Origin of the sequence: Fibrobacter sp. UBA2449, assembly GCF_002342555.1 — a bacterium.
Taxonomy (GTDB): domain Bacteria; phylum Fibrobacterota; class Fibrobacteria; order Fibrobacterales; family Fibrobacteraceae; genus Fibrobacter.
The window spans coordinates 184039-203464 of record NZ_DDQF01000005.1; the positions used below are offsets into that span (position 1 = coordinate 184039).

Sequence of the window (19426 nt, forward strand, 5' to 3'; positions counted from 1 at the left end):
TACTATTTCGCGATCTTGTGGACCTTGCCGCCGACGTTCACGAGCAGCACACCCCGAGCGCCGATGCGGATTTCCTGATTCACAGAAGTGATTTCCGAAGCCTTCAGCACACGGCCATTGAGGTCAGCAACAAAGAATTTCGTTCCGACCGCTGCGCCATCGATAAAGAGCGAGTTGCCGGACGCATGGACATTCACGTTGCCGAGAGAAGCCGTGGCAATCACCTTTTCCGGTTTCTTCACCGTCACCTCGTAGAGCTTGCACGATTCAAACGCGTGGAACGTGGTGTCGTTTTCATAACTTACGCCATTGTATTCACCTTCTGCCGTCTTTTTCTCGATCTCGGGCTTCTTCTTCCAAATCTTGAAGTTGCCGGTGAGATGGAGCATAGCGAGGTAATGCACCAGGCCGTCGTAGTAACGCTGGCTACCGACGATGGGCTTGGAATCCCAGGCCTTCTGCAGCACCTTCTTGACCAAATCCTTGTAGCCCTCTTCTTCAAGCAGGGCGTAGGTAGCAACCGCATTCGCGCCCGCCTGGCCGATGGTGAAATCGCCGTATCCATTGGTGCCGTCCCAGTTGAAGTGGCCGTGCCTGTAGCCGTCCTTCTCGAAGAAGTCGGTAATCACCTTCGCGATTTTCGTTTGGCGTTCCATATCCACGCCGAACAGGTAGCTGTCCATGCCGTAGTTCATGGGGCAACGGATGGCATCGAACGCATACTTCGTAGAATTGTCGCTAAAGGCGTAGTGCGGAGTCCCGTCGAAGTTGCTGTAGTCGCTACACAGGCCCGACTGCGGGTTTGCGGAATTGTAGATGTGGTCGCGGGTGGCCTTCGTCGCCTTTTTCCACTTGTCGGTGTTGGTGTCGGACCAGCGGCTGAACAGGTCCACGAATGCGGGCAAACTGTAAGAGGCGTCGCCCCAAGTGTTGTTGCCGTCGCTCGGCTGGAAGGTTGCAATGAAAGACTGTTCGCTGTACAGGGATTGACCGTTGCCTTTCCAGCAGGCCTTCAAGATGCTCTGTGCGTCCTTCATGTATTGAGCGTCGTCCCAGCGGTTTGCAGCAAACAAAAGCGCCATCATGAAGTAGATTTCGCCATCGGGAGCGTTGCCCCAGTCGCGCACGGAACCGTCGCGGTTAGCCTGCCAGGCGAAATAGCCGGAGCCGCCCGTGGCAGGGTCCTTCCACATGTGCTTCTTGGCCCAGTTCCAGAGTTTGCCGAACTGTTCCTTGTGGTTGGTCTGCACGGCAATCATCATGCCGTAGCTCATGCCCTCGGAGCGAATATCGTTGTTGTTTATATCGACAATATAGCCGCCGTCGTTGTCTTCGTAATACACGGTCTTGTCGTTCTGGCCGCCAAAGTAATGGTTCCAGAGTTCATCCAGCTTGTCCTGGATGTCCTTGTCCGTCTTGCCGAGGAACGTCTTGAACGGGCTCGTGTAATCGCCCGTATAGTAGGCGCCCGTAGATTGCGTGCCATCCTTTTCGCAGTCGGGGCCAAAGTAGGCTCCGCTATCGTCGAAGAATGTGCCGGTGTATATTGAATTTTCCGCCGCAATGGCCATAGAGGCACACAGCAGAGCTACCGAAAATACGGATAGGTTTTTCATTTTTCTCTCCAATCGGATTGTTTCAACCTATCCATAACAAACCCATGTATAATATAGATAAGGGAGGCCCGATTTCATCTACCGCACAGAAAAAGCCGTTGTTAGCCAAAACAACGCAAATTCGGCGTTTTTGCGTTAAAAAAAGCAAAAAAGTGCCTCCAGGGCAGGAATTTCGCATAAGCCCCGGAGGCACCGTTGTACGGAGATCTTTAGGCGATTACAAGCCCTTCGTTCGTGGCGGTATCGCCCTCGATGTGGAAAGAATTGAGCACCGGATGTTCGCGGTCCATGAGCGAAAGAATCAAGTAACTCGCCCTGCTATCGTAGGCAAGGCGCTTGTCTTCTTCCGACGGGCGCGAAGGGGATTCCGGATGGGAATGCCAGTTGCCCAGCGGCGAGAGGCCGTTTGCACGCATGTCCTTGATGGCGGCAAGCTGTTCCTTGGGGTCCAGCGAAAAATGCTCGTTCGAATGGTCGATATTCGTGAGCAGGTAGACCTTCTCGATATGCTTGTCGCTACCTTCGATGCGCCCCGCAATCAGCCCGCAGGCCTCTTCGGGGAGGTTCTTTTGGGCGTGCGCAAGGATTTTTTCATATTCAGATTTCGGTAATGTAATCATTTGAAATAATTCCTATGACCATCTATCGTCTTTCGTCTATAGGGCGAAGCCCGTTCTTTCGTCTAATTTAGTGTTTCAAGTCGCAGACCGCCTGCTCGTAGTCGATGAGCTGGGTGATGGTCGGGTGCGTGCCGCACACGGCGCAGTCTTCGGTATGCGTCGGCAGTTTCACCTTGCGGAATTCCATCGTGAGCGCATTGTAAGTGAGCAGGTAACCCGTGAGCAGGTTACCTACACCGAGAATGTACTTGACGGCTTCCATCGCCTGCAAGCTACCGATAACGCCGCCCATAGCGCCAATCACGCCCGCCTGCTTGCATGTCGGCACGGCATCTTTCGGAGGCGGCTCCTTGAACACGCAGCGGTAGCAGGGGCCCTGGCCCGGAACATACGTCATGAGCTGGCCCTGGAAGCGGATGATGCCCGCATGGGAGAAAGGTTTCTTCGCCATCACGCAAGCGTCGTTGATGAGGAACTTCGCCGGGAAATTATCCGTGCCGTCGATGATGAAATCGTAATCCTTGATGAGGTCAAGAATGTTTTCGCTCGTCACAAAGGTATGGTACGTAATCACCTTCACGTCGGGATTCATCGCTTCCATCGTCTCTTTCGCGGATTGCACCTTGGGCTTGCCCACATCCTGCGTAGCGTGGATAATCTGGCGCTGCAAATTAGAAAGATCGACCACGTCGGCATCGGCAATGCCGATGGTGCCCACGCCTGCTGCAGCAAGGTACATCGCCACGGGGGCCCCGAGGCCGCCAGCGCCAATCACGAGCACCTTTGCATTCAAAAGTTTCTTCTGGCCCTTCGCGCCCACCTCTTTCAAGATGATGTGGCGCGAATAGCGCTCCAGCTGTTCGTTAGTAAAAGCCATTAGCAGCCGCCTCCCATGAAGTAGAGAAACTCAACATTGTCACCATCCTTGAGCACAGCCTTGTCAAACGTTCCGCCCTCGACAAACGCCTCATTTACCGAAACCGTCACGTAAAGCGGGTTGTCAATTTTCTCGGCTTCAATCAGTTCTGCGACGGTGAGGCCATCCTTGTATTCTTTCTTGTTTCCTGCAACTGTAATAATCATTTTATACTCCTTGGTTAGTCGCCGACCTTCTTCACGATGAGCGTGTAGGTTCCGTCCTGGTTGTCGTCAAGTTTCAAGATTTCGTGTCCCTCTTCCTTGATGCTGCGCGGCACGTTCTGCACCGGTTCGCCGTCGTTCAGGCGGATAGAAAGGATTTGGCCTTCTTCCAGTTCCTCGAGGGCGACCTTCGCCTTCACGAAAGTAGTCGGGCACACGACATCGGTAATGTCGATGGTGTCGTCGATTTTTATTTCTGCCATTGTTGTTTCTCCGTACATTGATGTTTTAAATCTGGCCCAAATATAGAACGCGTTTTCGCACGCGTCCAATACATTGTTTTTATGCTGAATTATCAGTTTTTTCTATAGCAAGTTGCCATCTTATGATTATATAATGTAGTACCACTCCTCGCTCTGGGTAATTTCTTCCGTCTTGTGTTGCTTATCGGTAGAAACGTAGTCCATTTCGAGGCTCTTCATGCTCACGCGGGTATTGGGCGCGACAGAACTCGTGATGAATGCGCTGCCGCCGATAATCGCATTTTCGCCGACAACCGTATCGCCGCCTAGAATGGATGCATTCGCGTAAATGGTTACGTTGTCCTGAATTGTCGGATGACGTTTTTTGCCGGAGAGGCGCTGGCCCCCGCGCGTCGAGAGCGCACCGAGAGTCACGCCCTGATAAATTTTCACGTTATTGCCAATAACCGCAGTTTCGCCAATCACGATGCCCGTACCATGATCAATAAAGAAGTACTTGCCGATGGATGCACCCGGATGGATGTCAATTCCCGTCTTGGAATGCGCATACTCAGTCATGAGCCGCGGGAGAACCGGAACGTGCAAAAGGTAAAGTTCATGGGCAATGCGGAAAATCGTTGTCGCCATAAGGCCCGGATACGCAAGGATAATTTCGTCGAGGCACCCAGCGGCAGGATCGCCATCAAAAGCGGCATGCAAATCGGTTTCAAGACATTCGCGAATCCAAGGAATCTTCGCGAAAAATTCCTTGCAGATGCGGTAGCTTTCAATCTTGCGCTCGTCCGAAGTCATGGTACCACGGAGCTTGCAATAATCAAGCGCGATGGCCACCTGCTTGTGGAGGTGGTAAAAAGTATCTTCGATAATGACCGCGAAGCTATTCTTCGGGTTGTAAATTTTGTGCGAGCGGTCCCTGAAATGTCCGGGATAAACCACACGGATCAGGTTCTGCAAAATCGTCTGAATCTCGGCCTGGTCGGGTCGATTATAGATGTCAATGTTGTCGATATGCTTGCCGCGATTGTAATCGGCAAAAATCGTCTGGACAGCTTTTTCGACTTCTGATTCTTGGATAAGTTCGTGCATGTGTCAAATTTGTTGAAAGAGAATTACGGCGTTCACTTCGACAAGCTCAGTGAACTTGTTTAGGTCCCTGAGCCTGCCGAAGGGCCGTCTTTGTCTAACTTACGCGAACGTTTTCAACGCCCTCACGAGTGCGTCGATGTCGTCCGGAGAGTTGTACAGCGCAAGCGTCGGGCGAACGGTACTTTCGTAACCGAAATGCCTGAGCACAGGCTGTGCGCAGTGGTGACCTGTACGCACGGCAACACCGTAGGCGTCAAGCCTCTTGCCCACTTCTTCGTCGGAATAACCATCGAGCTTGAAGGCGAGAGCAGAAGCCTTGTTGAGTGCCGTACCTACAAGGTGCAGACCCTTGACGGTCTTAAGTTCCTTGAGGCCATACTGCAGCAGTTCATGTTCCCAGCGGAACACGCAGGGCATCCCGATTTCGGAGAGGTACTGGAGGGCTGCACCGAGGCCAACAGCGTCGGCGATGCTTCCGGTTCCCGCTTCGAACTTGTTCGGAATTCCGTTGTAGATGGTGCGTTCGAACGTGACGTCGGCAATCATGTTGCCGCCACCGTGATACGGGCGGGCCGCTTCGAGCAATTCCTTCTTGCCGTAAACGACGCCGATACCGGTCGGAGCAAACACCTTGTGTCCGGAGAACACGAAGAAGTCTGCGTCGAGGGCGGAAACGTTCACCGGAATGTGCGCGATGGACTGCGCACCGTCAATGAGGATTCTCACGCCGTGCCTGTGGGCGATGGCAATGAGTTCCTCGATCGGTGTCACGGTGCCGAGCACGTTCGAAACGTGAGTCACGGAGACGAACTTGGTGCGCTTCGTGAATAGCGCCTCGTAATCGTGCAGCTTGAGCTGGCCGGTGGAATCGCAGGGGATCACCTTGATGATTGCGCCTGTTTCTTCGGCAATGAGCTGCCATGGCACGATGTTGGCGTGGTGTTCCAAGATGGAGACGATGATTTCGTCGCCCGGCTGGAGCGTCGGCTTTACGTAGGCGTTAGCCACCAGATTGATTGCCTCGGTGGTACCGCGGACGAAAACGATTTCCTGCGAAGACGGGGCCCCGATAAAGTCGCGCACGATGTTGCGGGCGTTTTCGTAGGCATCCGTCGATGCAGCCGCAAGCGTATGGGCGCCACGGTGCACGTTGGAGTTTTCGTTTTCGTAGTAGTACTTGAGACGGTCAATCACCACCTGCGGGCGCTGCGTCGTAGCACCGTTATCGAGCCAAACGAGCGGATGCCCGTTTACCTGTTTCGAAAGAATCGGGAAGTCGGCGCGAATCTGTGCAAGCGTCTTGGAACCGATGCGGATCGATTCGTTGCGGGAATTGGAGCCGCTGTTAGCGTTGCCGGCCTTGTTCACGGAATCGCCGCCGAGAGATGTAGGAGCGTCTATCGGTCGAGCGTTCTGTGCAGCCTGCGTTTTGGACACGACCTTCGGAGAGTATCCTTGAGCCGGTGCGGGGGCCGCCGGGACATCGCCAAACTGCGACACAAATTCCGCTTCGGGAACCGCAGGGGCTTCCACGGAGTTGAGCCAGGCATCGGTGGAATTGCCGCCATAAGCGAACGGAGCCGAAGAAGTCGGCTGGTCGCCATAGGTCGCAAACGGATGTTCCCAGTCGAATGCGGGAGTCTGGTTGATGGCAGCTGCCCCTTGGGCGGCGCTCACTCCCTGAGCCGCCGAAGCGTTCTGCACTTCAGGTGCCGCGGGAGTTGCAGCATAAGCACTGTCCGTCAGGTCGGGAAAGTACTCATTTGCCAACTGCTCCAGTTCAGCCGCATTGGGAACTCCGGCGAGCTCTTCCAGCGATCTGGTATCTGGATTATTCGTAATCATAGTATTCGCCAACCTCTACGTCTTCGAGAACTGCAATGGCGTCGTCGGCAAGGATAGCCGCAGAGCAGTACAGGGAAAGCAGGTAAGATGCAACACCCTTGTTGTCAATGCCGCGGAAGCGCACGGAAAGGCCACGAGAGTGTTCATTCTTGAGACCGGCCTGGAAGAGGCCAATCACGCCGCGCTTGGCTTCGCCAGTACGCACGAGCAGGATGTTGGTCTTGCCGCCCTGGGACTTCGGATTCTTCACGCCGTCCACGAGAAGCTTGTCGGTCGGAACGAGAGGAATGCCGCGCCAGGTGAGGAACTTGCCACCGGCGATATCGACAACAACAGGCGGCACGCCACGGCGGGTGCATTCGCGTTCGAAAGCGGCAATGGCACGCGGGTGAGCGAGGAAGAAGGACGGTTCCTTCCAGACCTTCGAAATGAGTTCGTCGAGATCGTCCGGAGTCGGGCGGCCGTCGGCACGGAGCGGCTGGATGCGCTGGGAATCGGCCACGTTCTTCAGCAGGCCGTAATCATCGTTGTTGATGAGCTGGCTTTCCTGACGTTCGCGGAGAGATTCGATAGCGAGACCGAGCTGTTCCTGAACCTGGTCATACGGAGAGCTGTAAACATCTTCGATGGCCGTGTTCACGTTGATGATCGTGGAGATAGAATTCAGCTTGTATTCACGCGGCTCGGTTTCGTATTCGACGTAGCCTTCCGGAATAATGTCGGTTTTCTTGGTCTGGCTGCAAAGAACATCGAGCGGGGTTTCGCCTTCCACGACCTTGTTCACGCGGAACAGGCCCGTTTCGAGACCCTTGAATTCAAGGAACTTGGTGAGCCACTTGGGAGTCAGCGCACCAAATTGCGGCTTGGTCTTGGTGACGTTCGCCAGGTTGTAGGCAGCCTTTGCGCCAAGCGCATTGATGCCGGTTTTCTTTTCTGTAGCTTCATTTGCCATAGTGGTTTACCTCTTGGGTTTGAGTTAAGTGTTGCTTTTTTACAAATTTCCCTATCTGTTCAGTAGGTTTTGAATGAAAAAAATTTTATAGCCATGCCCCTTCGTGCGAGAACATGATATCCTTCATGGCATCGACGCCGCCCTTCAGGTTGTAAAGCGGCCCCGTGTAGCCCGCCTCGCGCAAGGTGTTGATGGCGAGAATACTGCGTTTGCCCTGCTTGCAGATGAAAACCGTATCCTTGTTCGGGTCCAGTTCTTTGTGCCTGCGGGCCAGCTGCCCGATGGGAATCACGATGGCGTTCGGGAAGCGCAAAATCGCGCGTTCATGCGGCTCACGCACATCCACGATAGTCATCGGGTCGCCATTGTCAATCTTCTTCGCGAGTTCTTCAGGAGTAAAGCCCTCCACCGGAATTTCGTTTTCGGTCTTGAGCCCACAAAGTTCATCGTAATCGATTTCCTCGACATCGGTAATCGTCGGGTTGCTCCCGCAAATAGGGCAGTTCCTGTTGCGCTCCACCTTCAAGATTCGCGAAGTCAGGTACAGGCTATCGACATGCAAAAGTTTTCCGTTCAGGTGTTCGCCAATACCGAGAATCAGCTTGAGCGCTTCGTTGGCCTGGATGCTCCCCACAATACCCGGAAGCGGGCTAATCGCGCCGCCTTCGGAACAGGAAGGAATGAGCCCTGCCGGCGGAGGCGACGGGAATTGGCAACGGTAGCACGGGCCGCCATCCAGATTGAAAATGCCCACCTGGCCTTCGAACTGGTAAATCGCGCCGAACACGACGGGAATGCCGTGCAGCGCGCAGGCATCGTTAATCAGGTAGCGCGCCTTGTAGTTGTCGGAGCAGTCGACCACCAAATCGTAACCGTCAATCTGTTCCAGAATATTCGAAGAATCGAGCTGCACCTTTTCGGCGATAAGTTCGATATTCTTGTTGATATTCTTTACTTTGTCCTTAACGGAAGCAACTTTCGGGCGTTTGATATCGCGGGAACCGTGAAGTACCTGGCTCTGCAGGTTTTCGAGCGAAACCTCGTTGAAATCGATGACCTTGATGGTCCCGACACCCGCCGCGGCTAGGTACTGGATTACAGGCGATCCGAGCGCGCCCGCACCCGCGACAACGACCTTTGCCGCCTTGATGCGCTTCTGGCCTTTCACGCCGATTTCCTTAAGCATCAGGTGCTTGCCGAAGCGTTCCACCTCGCTGTCATCGAAGGCGACTTCCTTGCGCCTCTCGTCCGAAATCAGGCTTTCGACCGCAGCGCTCTGCGTTTCTTCAACAGGTGCACCACCCGCAATCGCAGGCAGCAGCAAGATTTCCGTATCTTCGGGCAGGGGCGTTTCCCAGAGGGTTTCCACCGTCAGGTTCTTGCCGTTGACATAAATCTGGATAAAATTCCGTAATTTTCCACCATCATCGTAAAGGACGTTCTTGGCATCCGGATACATGTCCAAAAGGATGGCGAGAGCCTTCCTGACCGTACTCGCGGGAATTTCAATCCGCGCATTCCTACCAAAAAAATTTCTAAGGGTAGCCGAGATGTATATTTTCACTTTTTCCTCCGTACAAAAAAAAGTGGCTTTTTGAACAAAATAATCAACAGGATTATTTCAACGCGAAATATAGAACCGAATTTTGCCTATGTCCAATACTTAATTTTTATGCAGAATTATCAGTTTTTCTTATAACGCCTATAACTTCTGATGTCGGCAACACCCTCTCTTGTCACGGAAATTATCACGTAAACAAGCCCTGGGACCATATTTTCGACATCTTCCCTGGACGGGATCGCCTCATAATCGGGGTGCGAGTGGTAAAAACCGACGATTTCAAGCCCGCTTCCCTCGATTTCCCGCTCCACCTGGTAAAGAAAGAGAGGGTCCGCCTCGAAATGCGTCCCTCTCCCCTCTCCCTGAATCCGGTTAGGCAAAGCACGTATTTCCGTCACCTCGAACTTGCCGTCCGGGGCGTTTTTCCCGAGCAAAATCCCGCAACATTCATGTGGATAACTTTGCCGGGCCTCTTCTGCAATACGTTGCTGCCAGCTCATTTCTTAACGCTAGACACTCGCTTCCAGGATTTTCTTCGCAAACACGTCGCGACCGATGCGGTCGATGGTGTACTTGAAGCGTTCGCCGGGTTTCGCGTTCTCGGCAAAGAACGTGATGGCCGCATCGCAGATGTCCAGCAGCTTTTGCTTGTCCTCGACAAAGGGGATAATCGTTTCGCCCTTGTTGATGTTGTTGCCGAAAAGCCCGCCAAAGGACACGATGTAGCCGTGGGTATCTTCCCAGGCATCCGTCGGGCAAGACTTGTAGCAGCGACCGCAGAAGTTGCACTGCGATTCGTCGAAGATGACCTTCTTGTTTTCGACCTTGATGGCACCCTTGCGGCAAGTCTTTGCGCAGAGCCCGCAGCCGATGCACTTGTCCTCAATCCACTTGACCTTGATGGCCCCCTTGATGCCCACGTCGTTTTCTTCGGCCTTGAGGCAGTTGTTCTGGCAGCCGGTCACGCCGAACTTGAACTTGTGCGGGAGTTCGCGTGCAAAATAACGGTCGTCCAGTTCCTTTGCAAGCGCGTAGGTGTCGATACACCCGCTGGGGCAAACGGCTTCGCCCTGGCATGCCGTAATGGTACGCACGCGGGGGCCGCAAACGCCCGGTTCCACGCCGCCTTCGGCCAGGGCAGCCTTCACGTCTTCCACGTTTTCGAGCTTGATGAACGGGATTTCGACGCTCTGCCTGGAGGTCAAATGGGCGTAACCTTCGCCGTACTTGTCGGCGACTTCCGCGATTTTAGCGAGCTGGGTAGCGGTCAGGTTTCCGCCCACGACGCGCACCCGCAGCGAGAAGTTGTTCTTCTGCTTCTGGCGCATCCAACCGCCCTTTTTAAGAGTTGCATAATCCGTTGCCATATTTTTGTGTCTCCGTTTTTTTCATGCCCGAGAAGGCGGGCATCTCCGTTTAAATCTTCTTAATCGCTTGTTCGAAATCTTCCTTCAGATCCTCGATATTCTCGATACCGATGCTCACGCGGATAGTCCCTTCGAAAATCCCCGCATGTTCCTTCTGTTCCTTGGAACTGTGCGTAAAGATGGTGCTTTCCGGGTGTATCACCAGCGTGCGGATATCGCCGATATTGGTCGCGATGGTCGCGTACTTGAGCCCATTAATCAGCTTGAACGCTCGTTCCTTCGTGCCCGCGTCAATCGTGAGGATTGCGCCTCCCCTGCCGCCAAGTTGCTTCTGCACCAGGTCGTAATAGGGGCTGCTTTTGAGGGCCGGATAGTTGACAGAAACGCCATCAAAACCCTGCAAAAATTCCGAGAGTTGCAGCGCATTGCTGCACAGGCGATCCATGCGCAGCCCGAGAGTCTCGAGCCCGAGCGAATTGAGGAAAGATGTTTGGGGAGCAACGCAGCAACCCACGTTGCGCCAGATTCCGTTGCGCAGTTTCGCAATGTAGGCGAACTTGCCAAAACGTTTGTATTCTTCAAGGCCCTTGTAGCGGGCGTAATCCCAGGGGAAGTTCCCGCTATCGACAATGAGGCCGCTAATCGCAGAACCGCTGCCGTTAATATACTTCGAAGACGAATGCACCACGATATCCGCGCCGAAATCGAAGGGATGCACAAGATACGGGGTCGCCGTCGTGCTATCGACAATGAACGGGACGCCGCCTTCGTGGGCGGCATCCGCCACGGCCTTCAAATCAACGACGTTCAGTTTCGGGTTCCCGATAAGTTCGGTAAACACCGCCTTTGTCCTTTCGTTCAGCTGTTCGCGGACACTTTCAGCCGTCACTTCGGTAACAAAGCGAGTCGTGATGCCGAACGCCTCAAGGTCATGGAACAGGTCGATAGTGCCGCCAAAGAGCCCGGCGCTCGCAATCACCTCGTCGCCCGCGTGCAAAATATTCAAAAGCGAGATAGTCACCGCCGCCATGCCCGAAGAGCACGCCACCGCGCCGATTCCCTTCTCAAGCGACGCGATTCGTCGTTCAAAAGAATCGTTCGTGGGGTTCGCGATGCGCGTATACGCAAAACCCGGAGCCTTGTTGTTGAACACGGCTTCGAGTTTTTCAGCAGAATCCTGTGAAAAGGCGCTCACCTGGTAAATCGGCGCAAGCGTAGAACCGCTACATCGATCACTACCAAAATTCTGGTGCAATAAAGCAGTATTAAATTCCATTCAGCATGTCTCCGTACAATTTTTATCCGCAGCCAAATATAGAACGGTATTTCAACCCCGTCCAATACTTAATTTTTATGCGGAATTATCAGTTTTTTCTATAACGAAGCCGCATCCGTTCGTTAAATCACCACCACCGGCTCACGCAGCGACTTGTTCTCGAGTAGTGTCGCGGTATCTCCCTGGGTCACGAACATGCGATAGATGAACACGTCCACCTTCTCGCCCACCTCGATTCTCGGCTGATCGAAGGAGCGCCGCGCCGTAAGCAAGACCCCGTTCACGCGGACGCGCAGTTCGATACCGTAACCGCGGAAATCCACTTCTTCCACGACGCCTTCTTCTGCAGAATTCTTGTACTTCTGCACTTCTGTTTTCTTGGTCACCTTCACAAATTCCGGGCGCACAATCGCATTCTCCGCATTTTCGAGGATGTCGAAGCGACGGAAATTACTATAGTCCTTGAAAATGCTAGGTTGCCCGAAGAACGATGCCGTAAAGGCGGTTTTCGGGTTGCTGTAGACCTCGTAAGGCGTGCCCACCTGCTCAATGCGGCCCCTGTTCGTGATGATGATTTCGTCGGCCACCTCAATGGCTTCGTCCTGGTCGTGGGTCACGAAAATGCTGGTAACACCGAGTTTCTGGATCATGCCCTTGAGCCAGCTGCGCAATTCCTGTCGCACTTTCGCGTCAATAGCCGCAAAGGGTTCATCGAGCAGAAGGAGCTGCGGGTTGGGAGCAAGTGCACGGGCAAAAGCCACGCGCTGGCGCTGCCCGCCCGAAAGTTCGCTTGGGTAACGTTTCTCGAGCCCGGAAAGGCCCACCAGTTCCAAGAGTTCGTGGACGCGTTCCTTGATTTCATTCGCGGGCTTTTTCGCAATCTTCAAACCGAAGGCCACGTTATCAAAGACCGTCATGTAACGGAACAGGGCGTAACTCTGGAACACGAACCCGATACCGCGCTTGCTCGCGGGCACATCGTTGATGACCTTCCCGTCGATGATGATTTCGCCACTATCCGGGTTCTCGAGCCCTGCAATCATGCGAAGAATCGTCGTCTTGCCCGAACCGCTTGGGCCCAGAAGGCCAATGAGTTTCCCCTTCTCGATGCCGACAGTCACATCGTCCGAGGCCTTGAAATTTCCGAAATGCTTGTTGATATGTTTGAGTTCGACGTACATAAAATCTCCTTTCAAGGCTATTTCTTTCTTCCCTTATGTTCAATGACGCTTCTTGCAACCAGAATGAGAATGGCAAGCATCACCAGTATCGACGCCACCGCAAACGCGGGCACGTACTGGAACTCGTTAAAAAGGATTTCCACATGGAGCGGGAGCGTGTTCGTCTTACCGCGCAAGTGGCCCGAAATGACAGACACCGCACCGAATTCGCCCATGGCACGGGCCGCACAAAGCACGACGCCGTAAAGGAACGCCCACTTGATATGCGGGAAGGTGATGCGCCTAAAGATCGTAAAGCCCTTCGCACCCATCAACGCCGCGGCCTCTTCCTCGTCGGTTCCCTGCGATTCCAGCACCGGAATCAGTTCGCGCGAAATGAACGGGAAAGTCACGAAAATCGTTGCAAGCACGATTCCCGGCACAGCAAAGACAATCTTGATGTCCCAATCCTGCAACAGCGGGAAAATCGGGCTCTGACGGCCAAACGTGAGCAAGAAAATGAGACCCGCAATAATCGGCGAAACCGTCACCGGCAAGTCAATGAGCGTCGCGAGAATCTTTTTCCCCTTGAACTTGAACTTCGTGAGGCTCCATGCGGCACACAGCCCAAATACCGTATTGATGGCGACCGCAAAGAACGAAGCCTCTAGCGTAAGGAGTATCGCCTTGATGGTGTAATCGTCGCTAACCGCCTTGCTGTACACCGCAAAGCCCTGCTTAAAGGCCTCGGTAATAACCGTAATCAGCGGGAGAATAAGCATCAGGAAGACGAAAAGCAGGCTTATGCCAATCAGCGAATACCTGACCAGCTTAGAACCCTTCGTATCGCGATGTAGCCCGCTCTGCGTAACTGCACTCATTAGCTACCTCCCTTGAGAATCTTGGCGTTCCTGTTCTGCACCACGTTCACCAGGAACAGTGTGATGAACGACGCCACCAGCATCACGAGGGCGATTGTCGTCGCGCTGGAATAGTCGTATTCCTGAAGTTCCGACATGATAATGAGCGGTGCGATTTCGGTTTCGAAGGGCATGTTGCCAGCGATAAACACGACGCTACCGTATTCGCCTAGGCAGCGCCCGAAAGCGAGCCCGAAACCCGTAAAGATGGCGGGAATCAGTTCCGGCAATATTACCTTCCAGAAAATCCGCGTGCGACTTGCGCCCAGCACACCCGCGGCCTCTTCGTAGGCGGGATCCAGTTTTTCGAGCACCGGCTGCACCGCGCGAACCACGAACGGGATGCCGATAAACACCAGCGCCACCGTAATGCCGATGCGCGTGAACGCAATCTTGATGCCGAAATTCGCGAAAAAGCCGCCTATAAGGCCCGTATCCGCAGTGAGCGCCGTAAGCGCGATGCCCGCCACCGCCGTAGGGAGCGCAAACGGGAGTTCTATGGTTCCGTCCACGATGCGCTTGAGCGGGAACGTGTAACGCACCAGCACCCAGGCGAGAACCACGCCCATCACCGCGTTGATAAGCGATGCGATAAAAGCCGTCAAGAAACTCACTTTAAAACTGGACAGCACGCGCGGCCGCGTGATGACATCGATAATCTCGCTCGCGCTCATCTGGGCCGAAAACACAACCAGCGAAGCAAGCGGAATCAACACCACCACGCTCAAAATCGCCAGGGTCACCCCTGTTGTAAGGCCGAAGCCCGGTATGACAACACTCTTTCTTTTCATAAGTGTCGCCAAATATAGAACGGGATTTCACGCGTGTCCAATACTTAATAATTATGCTGAATTATCAATTTTTTCTATAACAAACAGGGTGTAACCGACATGCGAAAATATTTATATTACCACTGAAAATTTGGAGGCATTAGATGAGCTTGACACTTGAACGCGCAAAAGAAATCAATAAGGGCCACGTAACCGAAGAATCGCTGGTCATCCATTCCCTCAACGTATGCTACGCCATGGGCGCCATGGCCAAACACTTCGGCGAAGACGTTGAACATTGGCAGGCTGTAGGCTACCTACACGATTACGACTACCAAGAATTCCCCGAAGAGCACCTGCAGCACACCGAAAAGGAACTGCTCGCGCAGGGCGTCTCCGAAGAAGACGTGCGTGCCATTTTGGCGCACGGTTTTGAAATCGTGAACCAGGTGGAACCCAAGACCAACATGGAAAAGAGCCTGTTCACCGTGGACGAACTCACCGGAATCATCCAGGCCTGCGCGAGAATGCGCCCCAACGGCATCCTGGACCTCGAAGTGAAAAGCTTCGTGAAGAAGTTCAAGGACAAGAAATTCGCCGCCAAATGCAACCGTGACTACATTCTGAAAGGCTGTGCCCTGCTCGGCATGGACGTGAAAGACGTCGCCGCCATCTGCATCGAGGGCATGCGTGAACACGCCGCCGAAATCGGATTGGCGGGGAACGCCGGGGCTCAATAAAGGAATAAAACTTAAAATATCAAAAAATCCCCGCTACGGAGAGCAGGGATTTTCGCTATGACAATTTGGCTCTAGATTCTATCGCCTCTTCGAGGCTCCAGAATGACAACCTGGCTTACTTCTTTTCGTAAATCTGGTCAAAGATGCCGCCGTTGGAGAAGTGCGTTCCCTGCGCCTTGTCCCAACCGCCGAAGTGCTCGATAGAAATCAAGTTCACGTTCTGGTCGAATTCCTTGTACTGGTCGAGAATGGCCTTGTTGGAGGGGCGGTAATGGTTCTTCGCTGCAATGTGCTGGCCGTCGTCGCTGTAGAGGTAGTTTAGGTACTCGGTGGCAAGTTCGCGGGTGCCGCGTTTGTCGACCACCTTGTCCACGATGGCAACGGAAGGTTCAGCCAGAATGCTGATGCTCGGGATTACGATTTCGTAGTCGTTCGGGTAGTCCTTGAGCGCGAGGAAGGCTTCGTTTTCCCATGCGAGAAGCACGTCGCCCTGGCCGTTTTCGATAAAGGTGGTGGTAGAGCCGCGTGCACCGGAAGCGAGCACGAGCACGTTCTGGAACAGTTTCTTGATGAAGTCCTTGACCTTGGCTTCGTCGTTATTGTACTGCTTTTCGGCCCATGCCCAGGCGGCAAGGTAGTTCCAGCGTGCGCCACCGGAAGTTTTCGGGTTCGGCGTAATGATGCCAACGCCCGGCTTCACGAGATCGCCCCAGTCCTTCAGGTTCTTCGGGTTGCCCTTGCGGACCAGGAATACGATGGTGGATGTGTACGGGGAACTGTTCAGCGGGAATTCCTTGACCCAGCCGTCTTCGATGAGGCCCGCGTCGCGCACGGCATTCACGTCGAATTCAAGGGCGAGCGTCACCACGTCGGCTTCGAGACCGTTGGCCACTTCCAGGGCCTGCTTGCCGGAACCGCCGTGAGATTGCGTGATTTCCACTTCGCCACCGGTCTTTTCTTTCCAGTGCTTCTTGAACACTTCGTTGTAGTTGGCGTAGAGTTCGCGGGTCGGGTCGTAAGACACGTTGGTGAGCGTCTGCTTTTCGACCTTCTTGGCGGATGCTTCGCTCTTCTGTTCGTCAGAAGAAGAGCATGCGCTAAACCCGATAGTTCCCGCAATCAGGAGACTTGCCGCAACGGCGGACTTGACAAAATTCCGATTCATTCTTATACCTCGCTTGTTTATTGTTTTTGTTTGTTGTTTTTTTGTGCGCCGAAATATAGAACCCGTTTTTGCCATTGTCCAATACTTAATTCTTATGCGGTAATATCGGATTTTTTTATAAGTGCCGAACGCAAAATAGCCTTTTGCTATCGGCAGGTATAAGAAAATAGTATAACGCCAGATATTGTGCCGCAAAAAACCGATTTGTATTTTATAGTATCACCCCAAAATTCAAGAGGTCAATATGTATTCTACCCACTATATGGATTTGCTCATGCAAAATTCCCCGTGGAACCTAATTTACTTTATGGCAATCCCGGTAGTGCTTGCCGAAACGGTCGCCATTACGGAACTGCTCTTGCCTTTTGCGGATAAACGAAGTAACCTAGTAAAAAAGATAAACCGTGTCTGCGGAATTTTGGGCGGAATCTCCTTTGCTATCATCGCCATTTACTTTATTCCAAATATCGTCGTGCCGCTTGCATCTAACGGTGAATTTCGCACCTGGGTCGACGCCGTTGCCATCGGTTCCTACGTGATTGCCGCCGTCCCCATGATTTTGCTGGCTTTGCTCAATGTGCGCATATTGTGGCGAAAGGCTAGCGAAGCGCGACGTTCACTTATCCGCATTCTGCTGTTGGCGGCGTTCCTCGTATTCTCTCATATCGCCATGATTTTTGGCATGGTGGATCCGGGTATTGCCGGCTACTCTCCCGACAAGGCCGTTCCTGCGGTATCAACCCCTGCGGTAGAGATGGACCACCATCATCACCACCATCACTAAACACTTTTATACACGACAAAGAAAATGTCCGAAGTCAAAAAATTCCTTGCAAAAGATTTCTACACGGTCGATGCTCAAAATTCGACACTGCTCGATGTCCGCGAACCCAGCGAATCCATCGTACGCCCTGTAAATGGTGCGCTGCAGGTTCCGTTCTTTGAACTGTCCAAGAAGATTGACAGCATCCCGAAGGACAAGCCCGTTTACGTGTTCTGTTCTACGGGAGACCGTTCCGAAGAGGTCGCCGAAATCCTCGCCGACCGCGATTACGACGTGTACAATGTGGAAGGCGGGCTTGACGCCGTCCCGAAAATTCACTATGTGGATGCCAAGGGCCTCAAGTGCCCAGGCCCAATCGTGAAGGTGGACGAAGCGGTCAAAAGTGTATCCGTCGGCGAAGAAGTCCAGGTGGAAGCGACCGAGAAAGCGTTCTTTTCGGATGTGGATGTCTGGTGCCAGCGAACCGGCAATGAATTGAAATCGCTTTCCGAAAAAGACGGCGTAATCTATGCGACCATCGTAAAGCGTGACGCGCCCCAATCTCTCGAAAAAAGGGATTTTGAGCATGGCAAGACGTTTGTCGTTTTCAGCGGCGATTTGGACAAGGCGATAGCCTCTTTCATTATGGCGAACGGAGCTGCCGCCATGGGACGCCCGGTTACCATGTTCTTCACCTTCTGGGGAGTAAGCATTTTGCGCAGGCCCGAAAAGGTGCGCGTCAAGAAATCGCTCATCGGAAAAATGTTTGGATTCATGATGCCCCGCGGTTCCAAGAAACTCGGACTTTCGCGCATGAACTTTGGCGGAATCGGCGCAAAGATGATTCGCGCGGTCATGAAGCAGAACGGCGTTTCTTCGCTAGAAGAACTGATTGAAAGCGCAAGGCAGAAGGGCGTGAAGTTTGTCGCCTGCCAGATGTCGATGGAACTCATGGGAATCACAGCCGAAGAGTTGATTGACGGCGTGGAACTTGGCGGTGTTGCGACCATGCTCGGTTCCACTGAAAAATCCGACTTGACCTATTTTATTTAGGCGAAGCATGCATTATGTATGATTTCGATACCGTCACTGACCGTCGAAATGACGATTCTATAAAATGGAAAGTCGCCGAAAACGAGTTGCCCATGTGGGTGGCGGATATGGATTTCCGGACTGCGCCCGAAATTCTGGAGGCTCTCCGAAATCGCCTGGAACTTGGCATCTTTGGTTATACGGACATTCCCGATTCGTGGCATAAAGCCTACATTGACTGGTGGGAAAGACGGCACGGCCTTAAAATGGAAAAGGAGGGCCTGTTCTTTTCAACGGGTGTCGTCTATTCCATCTCGGCAATTCTCAAGCATCTGGCGGCCGCAAACGAAAAGGTCGTGGTGCAGTCGCCTGTTTACAACAACTTCTATAACTGCATAGAGGATGCTGGCCTTCGCGTTGCAGAAAATCTCCTCCTGTACAAGGGCGGAACCTACTCCATTGATTTTGCGGACTTGGAAGAAAAGTTCTCTGACCCGCAAACAAGCCTGATGATTCTTTGCAATCCCCATAATCCGATTAGTAAAATCTGGAACGCTGAGGATCTCGCAAGAATTGGAGAACTTGCAAAAAAATATAGCGTGACCGTTATCGCGGATGAAATTCATTGCGACATCACGAGACCGGGAACACGCTATACGCCTTTTGCCGCCGTGTCGGAGGCATGCCGCGAGGTGAGCATAACCTGCATCGCCCCGACAAAGACTTTCAACTTGGCCGGGCTCCATACATCGGCAGTGTATGTACCGAATCCTGCTTTGCGGAACTCCGTGCGCCGGGCATTACATGCGGACAAGTTGACCGCACCCAATTCCTTTGCAACGGTGGCAGCAATCGCTGCTTTTGAGCAAGGTGAGAACTGGCTTGAAAAACTTCGGGAATATCTCTTTGAAAATCAAAGACTGGTTGAAAATTTCCTAGCCAACGAACTCCCGGAAATTTCAGCCGTGAAAGGAGACGCCACCTATCTCGTGTGGCTAGATATTTCATCGTTGCAAGAAACGGGGAGAAATTTCGCCGCTTATTTAAGGCGAAAAACAGGCCTGTTCCTTATCGGAGGCGATGCCTATGGTTCTGGCGGAGAACATTTTTTGAGAATGAACATCGCCTGCCCCAGAAGCATTTGCCTTGACGGGTTAAATCGCCTTAAGCAGGGCGTAAAATCCTTTGAAACTGAAAATTTAGGATAAAT

20 protein-coding genes are annotated in these 19426 nt (G+C 53.0%); 4 read left to right on the plus strand and 16 right to left on the minus strand.

The window, feature by feature from the left end:
* Positions 1 to 2: 2 nt before the first annotated feature.
* The 15 genes from B4B27_RS02345 to cysT all read right to left on the minus strand — a co-directional run bounded on the left by B4B27_RS02345 (position 3) and on the right by cysT (position 14537).
* Positions 3 to 1616 carry a glycosyl hydrolase family 8 gene (locus tag B4B27_RS02345; protein WP_290723284.1) on the minus strand — a complete coding sequence of 538 codons (1614 nt, stop codon included), beginning with the start codon at positions 1614 to 1616 and terminating at the stop codon, positions 3 to 5.
* A 209-nt stretch (positions 1617 to 1825) separates the two neighbouring features.
* Positions 1826 to 2236 carry a M67 family metallopeptidase gene (locus B4B27_RS02350; protein ID WP_290723285.1) on the minus strand — a complete coding sequence of 137 codons (411 nt, stop codon included), beginning with the start codon at positions 2234 to 2236 and terminating at the stop codon, positions 1826 to 1828.
* A gap of 67 nt (positions 2237 to 2303) precedes the next feature.
* Positions 2304 to 3113, minus strand: coding sequence for a HesA/MoeB/ThiF family protein (locus tag B4B27_RS02355; protein WP_173448892.1), 810 nt, complete (start codon positions 3111 to 3113; stop codon positions 2304 to 2306).
* Positions 3113 to 3319 carry a sulfur carrier protein ThiS gene (thiS, locus tag B4B27_RS02360; protein WP_290723286.1) on the minus strand — a complete coding sequence of 69 codons (207 nt, stop codon included), beginning with the start codon at positions 3317 to 3319 and terminating at the stop codon, positions 3113 to 3115. Before thiS ends, B4B27_RS02355 begins: the two co-directional genes overlap by 1 nt.
* Positions 3320 to 3333: 14 nt before the next feature.
* On the minus strand, positions 3334 to 3579 hold the full coding sequence (locus B4B27_RS02365; RefSeq protein WP_072810168.1) for a sulfurtransferase TusA family protein: 246 nt from the start codon (positions 3577 to 3579) through the stop codon (positions 3334 to 3336).
* A 126-nt stretch (positions 3580 to 3705) separates the two neighbouring features.
* Positions 3706 to 4665, minus strand: a complete 960-nt coding sequence (locus tag B4B27_RS02370; protein ID WP_072810166.1) for a serine O-acetyltransferase — start codon at positions 4663 to 4665, stop codon at positions 3706 to 3708.
* A 99-nt stretch (positions 4666 to 4764) separates the two neighbouring features.
* Entirely contained in the window at positions 4765 to 6510 is a 1746-nt protein-coding gene (locus B4B27_RS02375; RefSeq protein ID WP_290723291.1) for a SufS family cysteine desulfurase, read from the minus strand.
* Positions 6497 to 7462 carry a family 2A encapsulin nanocompartment shell protein gene (locus tag B4B27_RS02380; RefSeq protein WP_072810161.1) on the minus strand — a complete coding sequence of 322 codons (966 nt, stop codon included), beginning with the start codon at positions 7460 to 7462 and terminating at the stop codon, positions 6497 to 6499. The genes B4B27_RS02375 and B4B27_RS02380 overlap by 14 nt, the downstream gene beginning before the upstream one ends.
* An 85-nt stretch (positions 7463 to 7547) precedes the next feature.
* Positions 7548 to 9026, minus strand: coding sequence for a ThiF family adenylyltransferase (locus B4B27_RS02385; RefSeq protein WP_290723294.1), 1479 nt, complete (start codon positions 9024 to 9026; stop codon positions 7548 to 7550).
* Positions 9027 to 9145: 119 nt separating this feature from the next.
* Positions 9146 to 9523, minus strand: a complete 378-nt coding sequence (locus tag B4B27_RS02390; RefSeq protein ID WP_290723296.1) for a M67 family metallopeptidase — start codon at positions 9521 to 9523, stop codon at positions 9146 to 9148.
* A 9-nt stretch (positions 9524 to 9532) separates the two neighbouring features.
* Positions 9533 to 10390 carry a 4Fe-4S binding protein gene (locus B4B27_RS02395; protein WP_290723299.1) on the minus strand — a complete coding sequence of 286 codons (858 nt, stop codon included), beginning with the start codon at positions 10388 to 10390 and terminating at the stop codon, positions 9533 to 9535.
* A 49-nt stretch (positions 10391 to 10439) separates the two neighbouring features.
* Positions 10440 to 11666 carry an O-acetylhomoserine aminocarboxypropyltransferase/cysteine synthase family protein gene (locus B4B27_RS02400; RefSeq protein ID WP_290723301.1) on the minus strand — a complete coding sequence of 409 codons (1227 nt, stop codon included), beginning with the start codon at positions 11664 to 11666 and terminating at the stop codon, positions 10440 to 10442.
* Between the two features lie 122 nt (positions 11667 to 11788).
* Complete coding sequence (locus B4B27_RS02405; protein ID WP_290723303.1) at positions 11789 to 12847, minus strand: ABC transporter ATP-binding protein; 1059 nt, start codon at positions 12845 to 12847, stop codon at positions 11789 to 11791.
* A gap of 17 nt (positions 12848 to 12864) precedes the next feature.
* A complete protein-coding gene (cysW, locus tag B4B27_RS02410) occupies positions 12865 to 13707 on the minus strand; it encodes a sulfate ABC transporter permease subunit CysW (protein WP_290723305.1) in 843 nt (280 codons plus the stop codon).
* Positions 13707 to 14537, minus strand: a complete 831-nt coding sequence (gene cysT / locus B4B27_RS02415) for a sulfate ABC transporter permease subunit CysT (RefSeq protein WP_073115760.1) — start codon at positions 14535 to 14537, stop codon at positions 13707 to 13709. The genes cysW and cysT overlap by 1 nt, the downstream gene beginning before the upstream one ends.
* A 143-nt stretch (positions 14538 to 14680) precedes the next feature.
* Between cysT and B4B27_RS02420 the strand changes: the two genes are divergently transcribed.
* A complete protein-coding gene (locus tag B4B27_RS02420) occupies positions 14681 to 15256 on the plus strand; it encodes an HD domain-containing protein (RefSeq protein WP_290723309.1) in 576 nt (191 codons plus the stop codon).
* 115 nt (positions 15257 to 15371) lie between these two features.
* Here B4B27_RS02420 and B4B27_RS02425 read toward each other — a convergent pair whose 3' ends face one another.
* Positions 15372 to 16421: a sulfate ABC transporter substrate-binding protein gene (locus tag B4B27_RS02425; RefSeq protein WP_290723311.1), complete on the minus strand. Its 1050-nt coding sequence runs from the start codon at positions 16419 to 16421 to the stop codon at positions 15372 to 15374.
* 244 nt (positions 16422 to 16665) lie between these two features.
* Here B4B27_RS02425 and B4B27_RS02430 point away from each other — a divergent pair, with 244 nt between their 5' ends.
* The 3 genes from B4B27_RS02430 to B4B27_RS02440 are packed head-to-tail and all read left to right on the plus strand — an operon-like array spanning position 16666 to position 19424.
* The gene (locus B4B27_RS02430; protein ID WP_290723313.1) at positions 16666 to 17205 is read left to right on the plus strand and encodes a DUF6803 family protein; all 540 of its coding nucleotides are present in this window, start codon (positions 16666 to 16668) and stop codon (positions 17203 to 17205) included.
* Between the two features lie 24 nt (positions 17206 to 17229).
* Positions 17230 to 18237 carry a DsrE/DsrF/DrsH-like family protein gene (locus B4B27_RS02435; protein ID WP_290723314.1) on the plus strand — a complete coding sequence of 336 codons (1008 nt, stop codon included), beginning with the start codon at positions 17230 to 17232 and terminating at the stop codon, positions 18235 to 18237.
* 14 nt (positions 18238 to 18251) lie between these two features.
* Entirely contained in the window at positions 18252 to 19424 is a 1173-nt protein-coding gene (locus B4B27_RS02440; RefSeq protein WP_290723316.1) for a MalY/PatB family protein, read from the plus strand.
* The last annotated feature ends 2 nt before the right edge of the window (positions 19425 to 19426 follow it).

Bases quoted from the DNA above. Each gene is read 5' to 3' on its own strand.
- B4B27_RS02345 (WP_290723284.1), bottom strand. From the start codon at position 1,616: ATGAAAAACCTATCCGTATTTTCGGTAGCTCTGCTGTGTGCCTCTATG.
- B4B27_RS02350 (WP_290723285.1), bottom strand. From the start codon at position 2,236: ATGATTACATTACCGAAATCTGAATATGAAAAAATCCTTGCGCACGCC.
- B4B27_RS02355 (WP_173448892.1), bottom strand. From the start codon at position 3,113: ATGGCTTTTACTAACGAACAGCTGGAGCGCTATTCGCGCCACATCATC.
- thiS (WP_290723286.1), bottom strand. From the start codon at position 3,319: ATGATTATTACAGTTGCAGGAAACAAGAAAGAATACAAGGATGGCCTC.
- B4B27_RS02365 (WP_072810168.1), bottom strand. From the start codon at position 3,579: ATGGCAGAAATAAAAATCGACGACACCATCGACATTACCGATGTCGTG.
- B4B27_RS02370 (WP_072810166.1), bottom strand. From the start codon at position 4,665: ATGCACGAACTTATCCAAGAATCAGAAGTCGAAAAAGCTGTCCAGACG.
- B4B27_RS02375 (WP_290723291.1), bottom strand. From the start codon at position 6,510: ATGATTACGAATAATCCAGATACCAGATCGCTGGAAGAGCTCGCCGGA.
- B4B27_RS02380 (WP_072810161.1), bottom strand. From the start codon at position 7,462: ATGGCAAATGAAGCTACAGAAAAGAAAACCGGCATCAATGCGCTTGGC.
- B4B27_RS02390 (WP_290723296.1), bottom strand. From the start codon at position 9,523: ATGAGCTGGCAGCAACGTATTGCAGAAGAGGCCCGGCAAAGTTATCCA.
- B4B27_RS02395 (WP_290723299.1), bottom strand. From the start codon at position 10,390: ATGGCAACGGATTATGCAACTCTTAAAAAGGGCGGTTGGATGCGCCAG.
- B4B27_RS02400 (WP_290723301.1), bottom strand. From the start codon at position 11,666: ATGGAATTTAATACTGCTTTATTGCACCAGAATTTTGGTAGTGATCGA.
- B4B27_RS02405 (WP_290723303.1), bottom strand. From the start codon at position 12,847: ATGTACGTCGAACTCAAACATATCAACAAGCATTTCGGAAATTTCAAG.
- cysW (WP_290723305.1), bottom strand. From the start codon at position 13,707: ATGAGTGCAGTTACGCAGAGCGGGCTACATCGCGATACGAAGGGTTCT.
- cysT (WP_073115760.1), bottom strand. From the start codon at position 14,537: ATGAAAAGAAAGAGTGTTGTCATACCGGGCTTCGGCCTTACAACAGGG.
- B4B27_RS02420 (WP_290723309.1), top strand. From the start codon at position 14,681: ATGAGCTTGACACTTGAACGCGCAAAAGAAATCAATAAGGGCCACGTA.
- B4B27_RS02425 (WP_290723311.1), bottom strand. From the start codon at position 16,421: ATGAATCGGAATTTTGTCAAGTCCGCCGTTGCGGCAAGTCTCCTGATT.
- B4B27_RS02430 (WP_290723313.1), top strand. From the start codon at position 16,666: ATGTATTCTACCCACTATATGGATTTGCTCATGCAAAATTCCCCGTGG.
- B4B27_RS02435 (WP_290723314.1), top strand. From the start codon at position 17,230: ATGTCCGAAGTCAAAAAATTCCTTGCAAAAGATTTCTACACGGTCGAT.
- B4B27_RS02440 (WP_290723316.1), top strand. From the start codon at position 18,252: ATGTATGATTTCGATACCGTCACTGACCGTCGAAATGACGATTCTATA.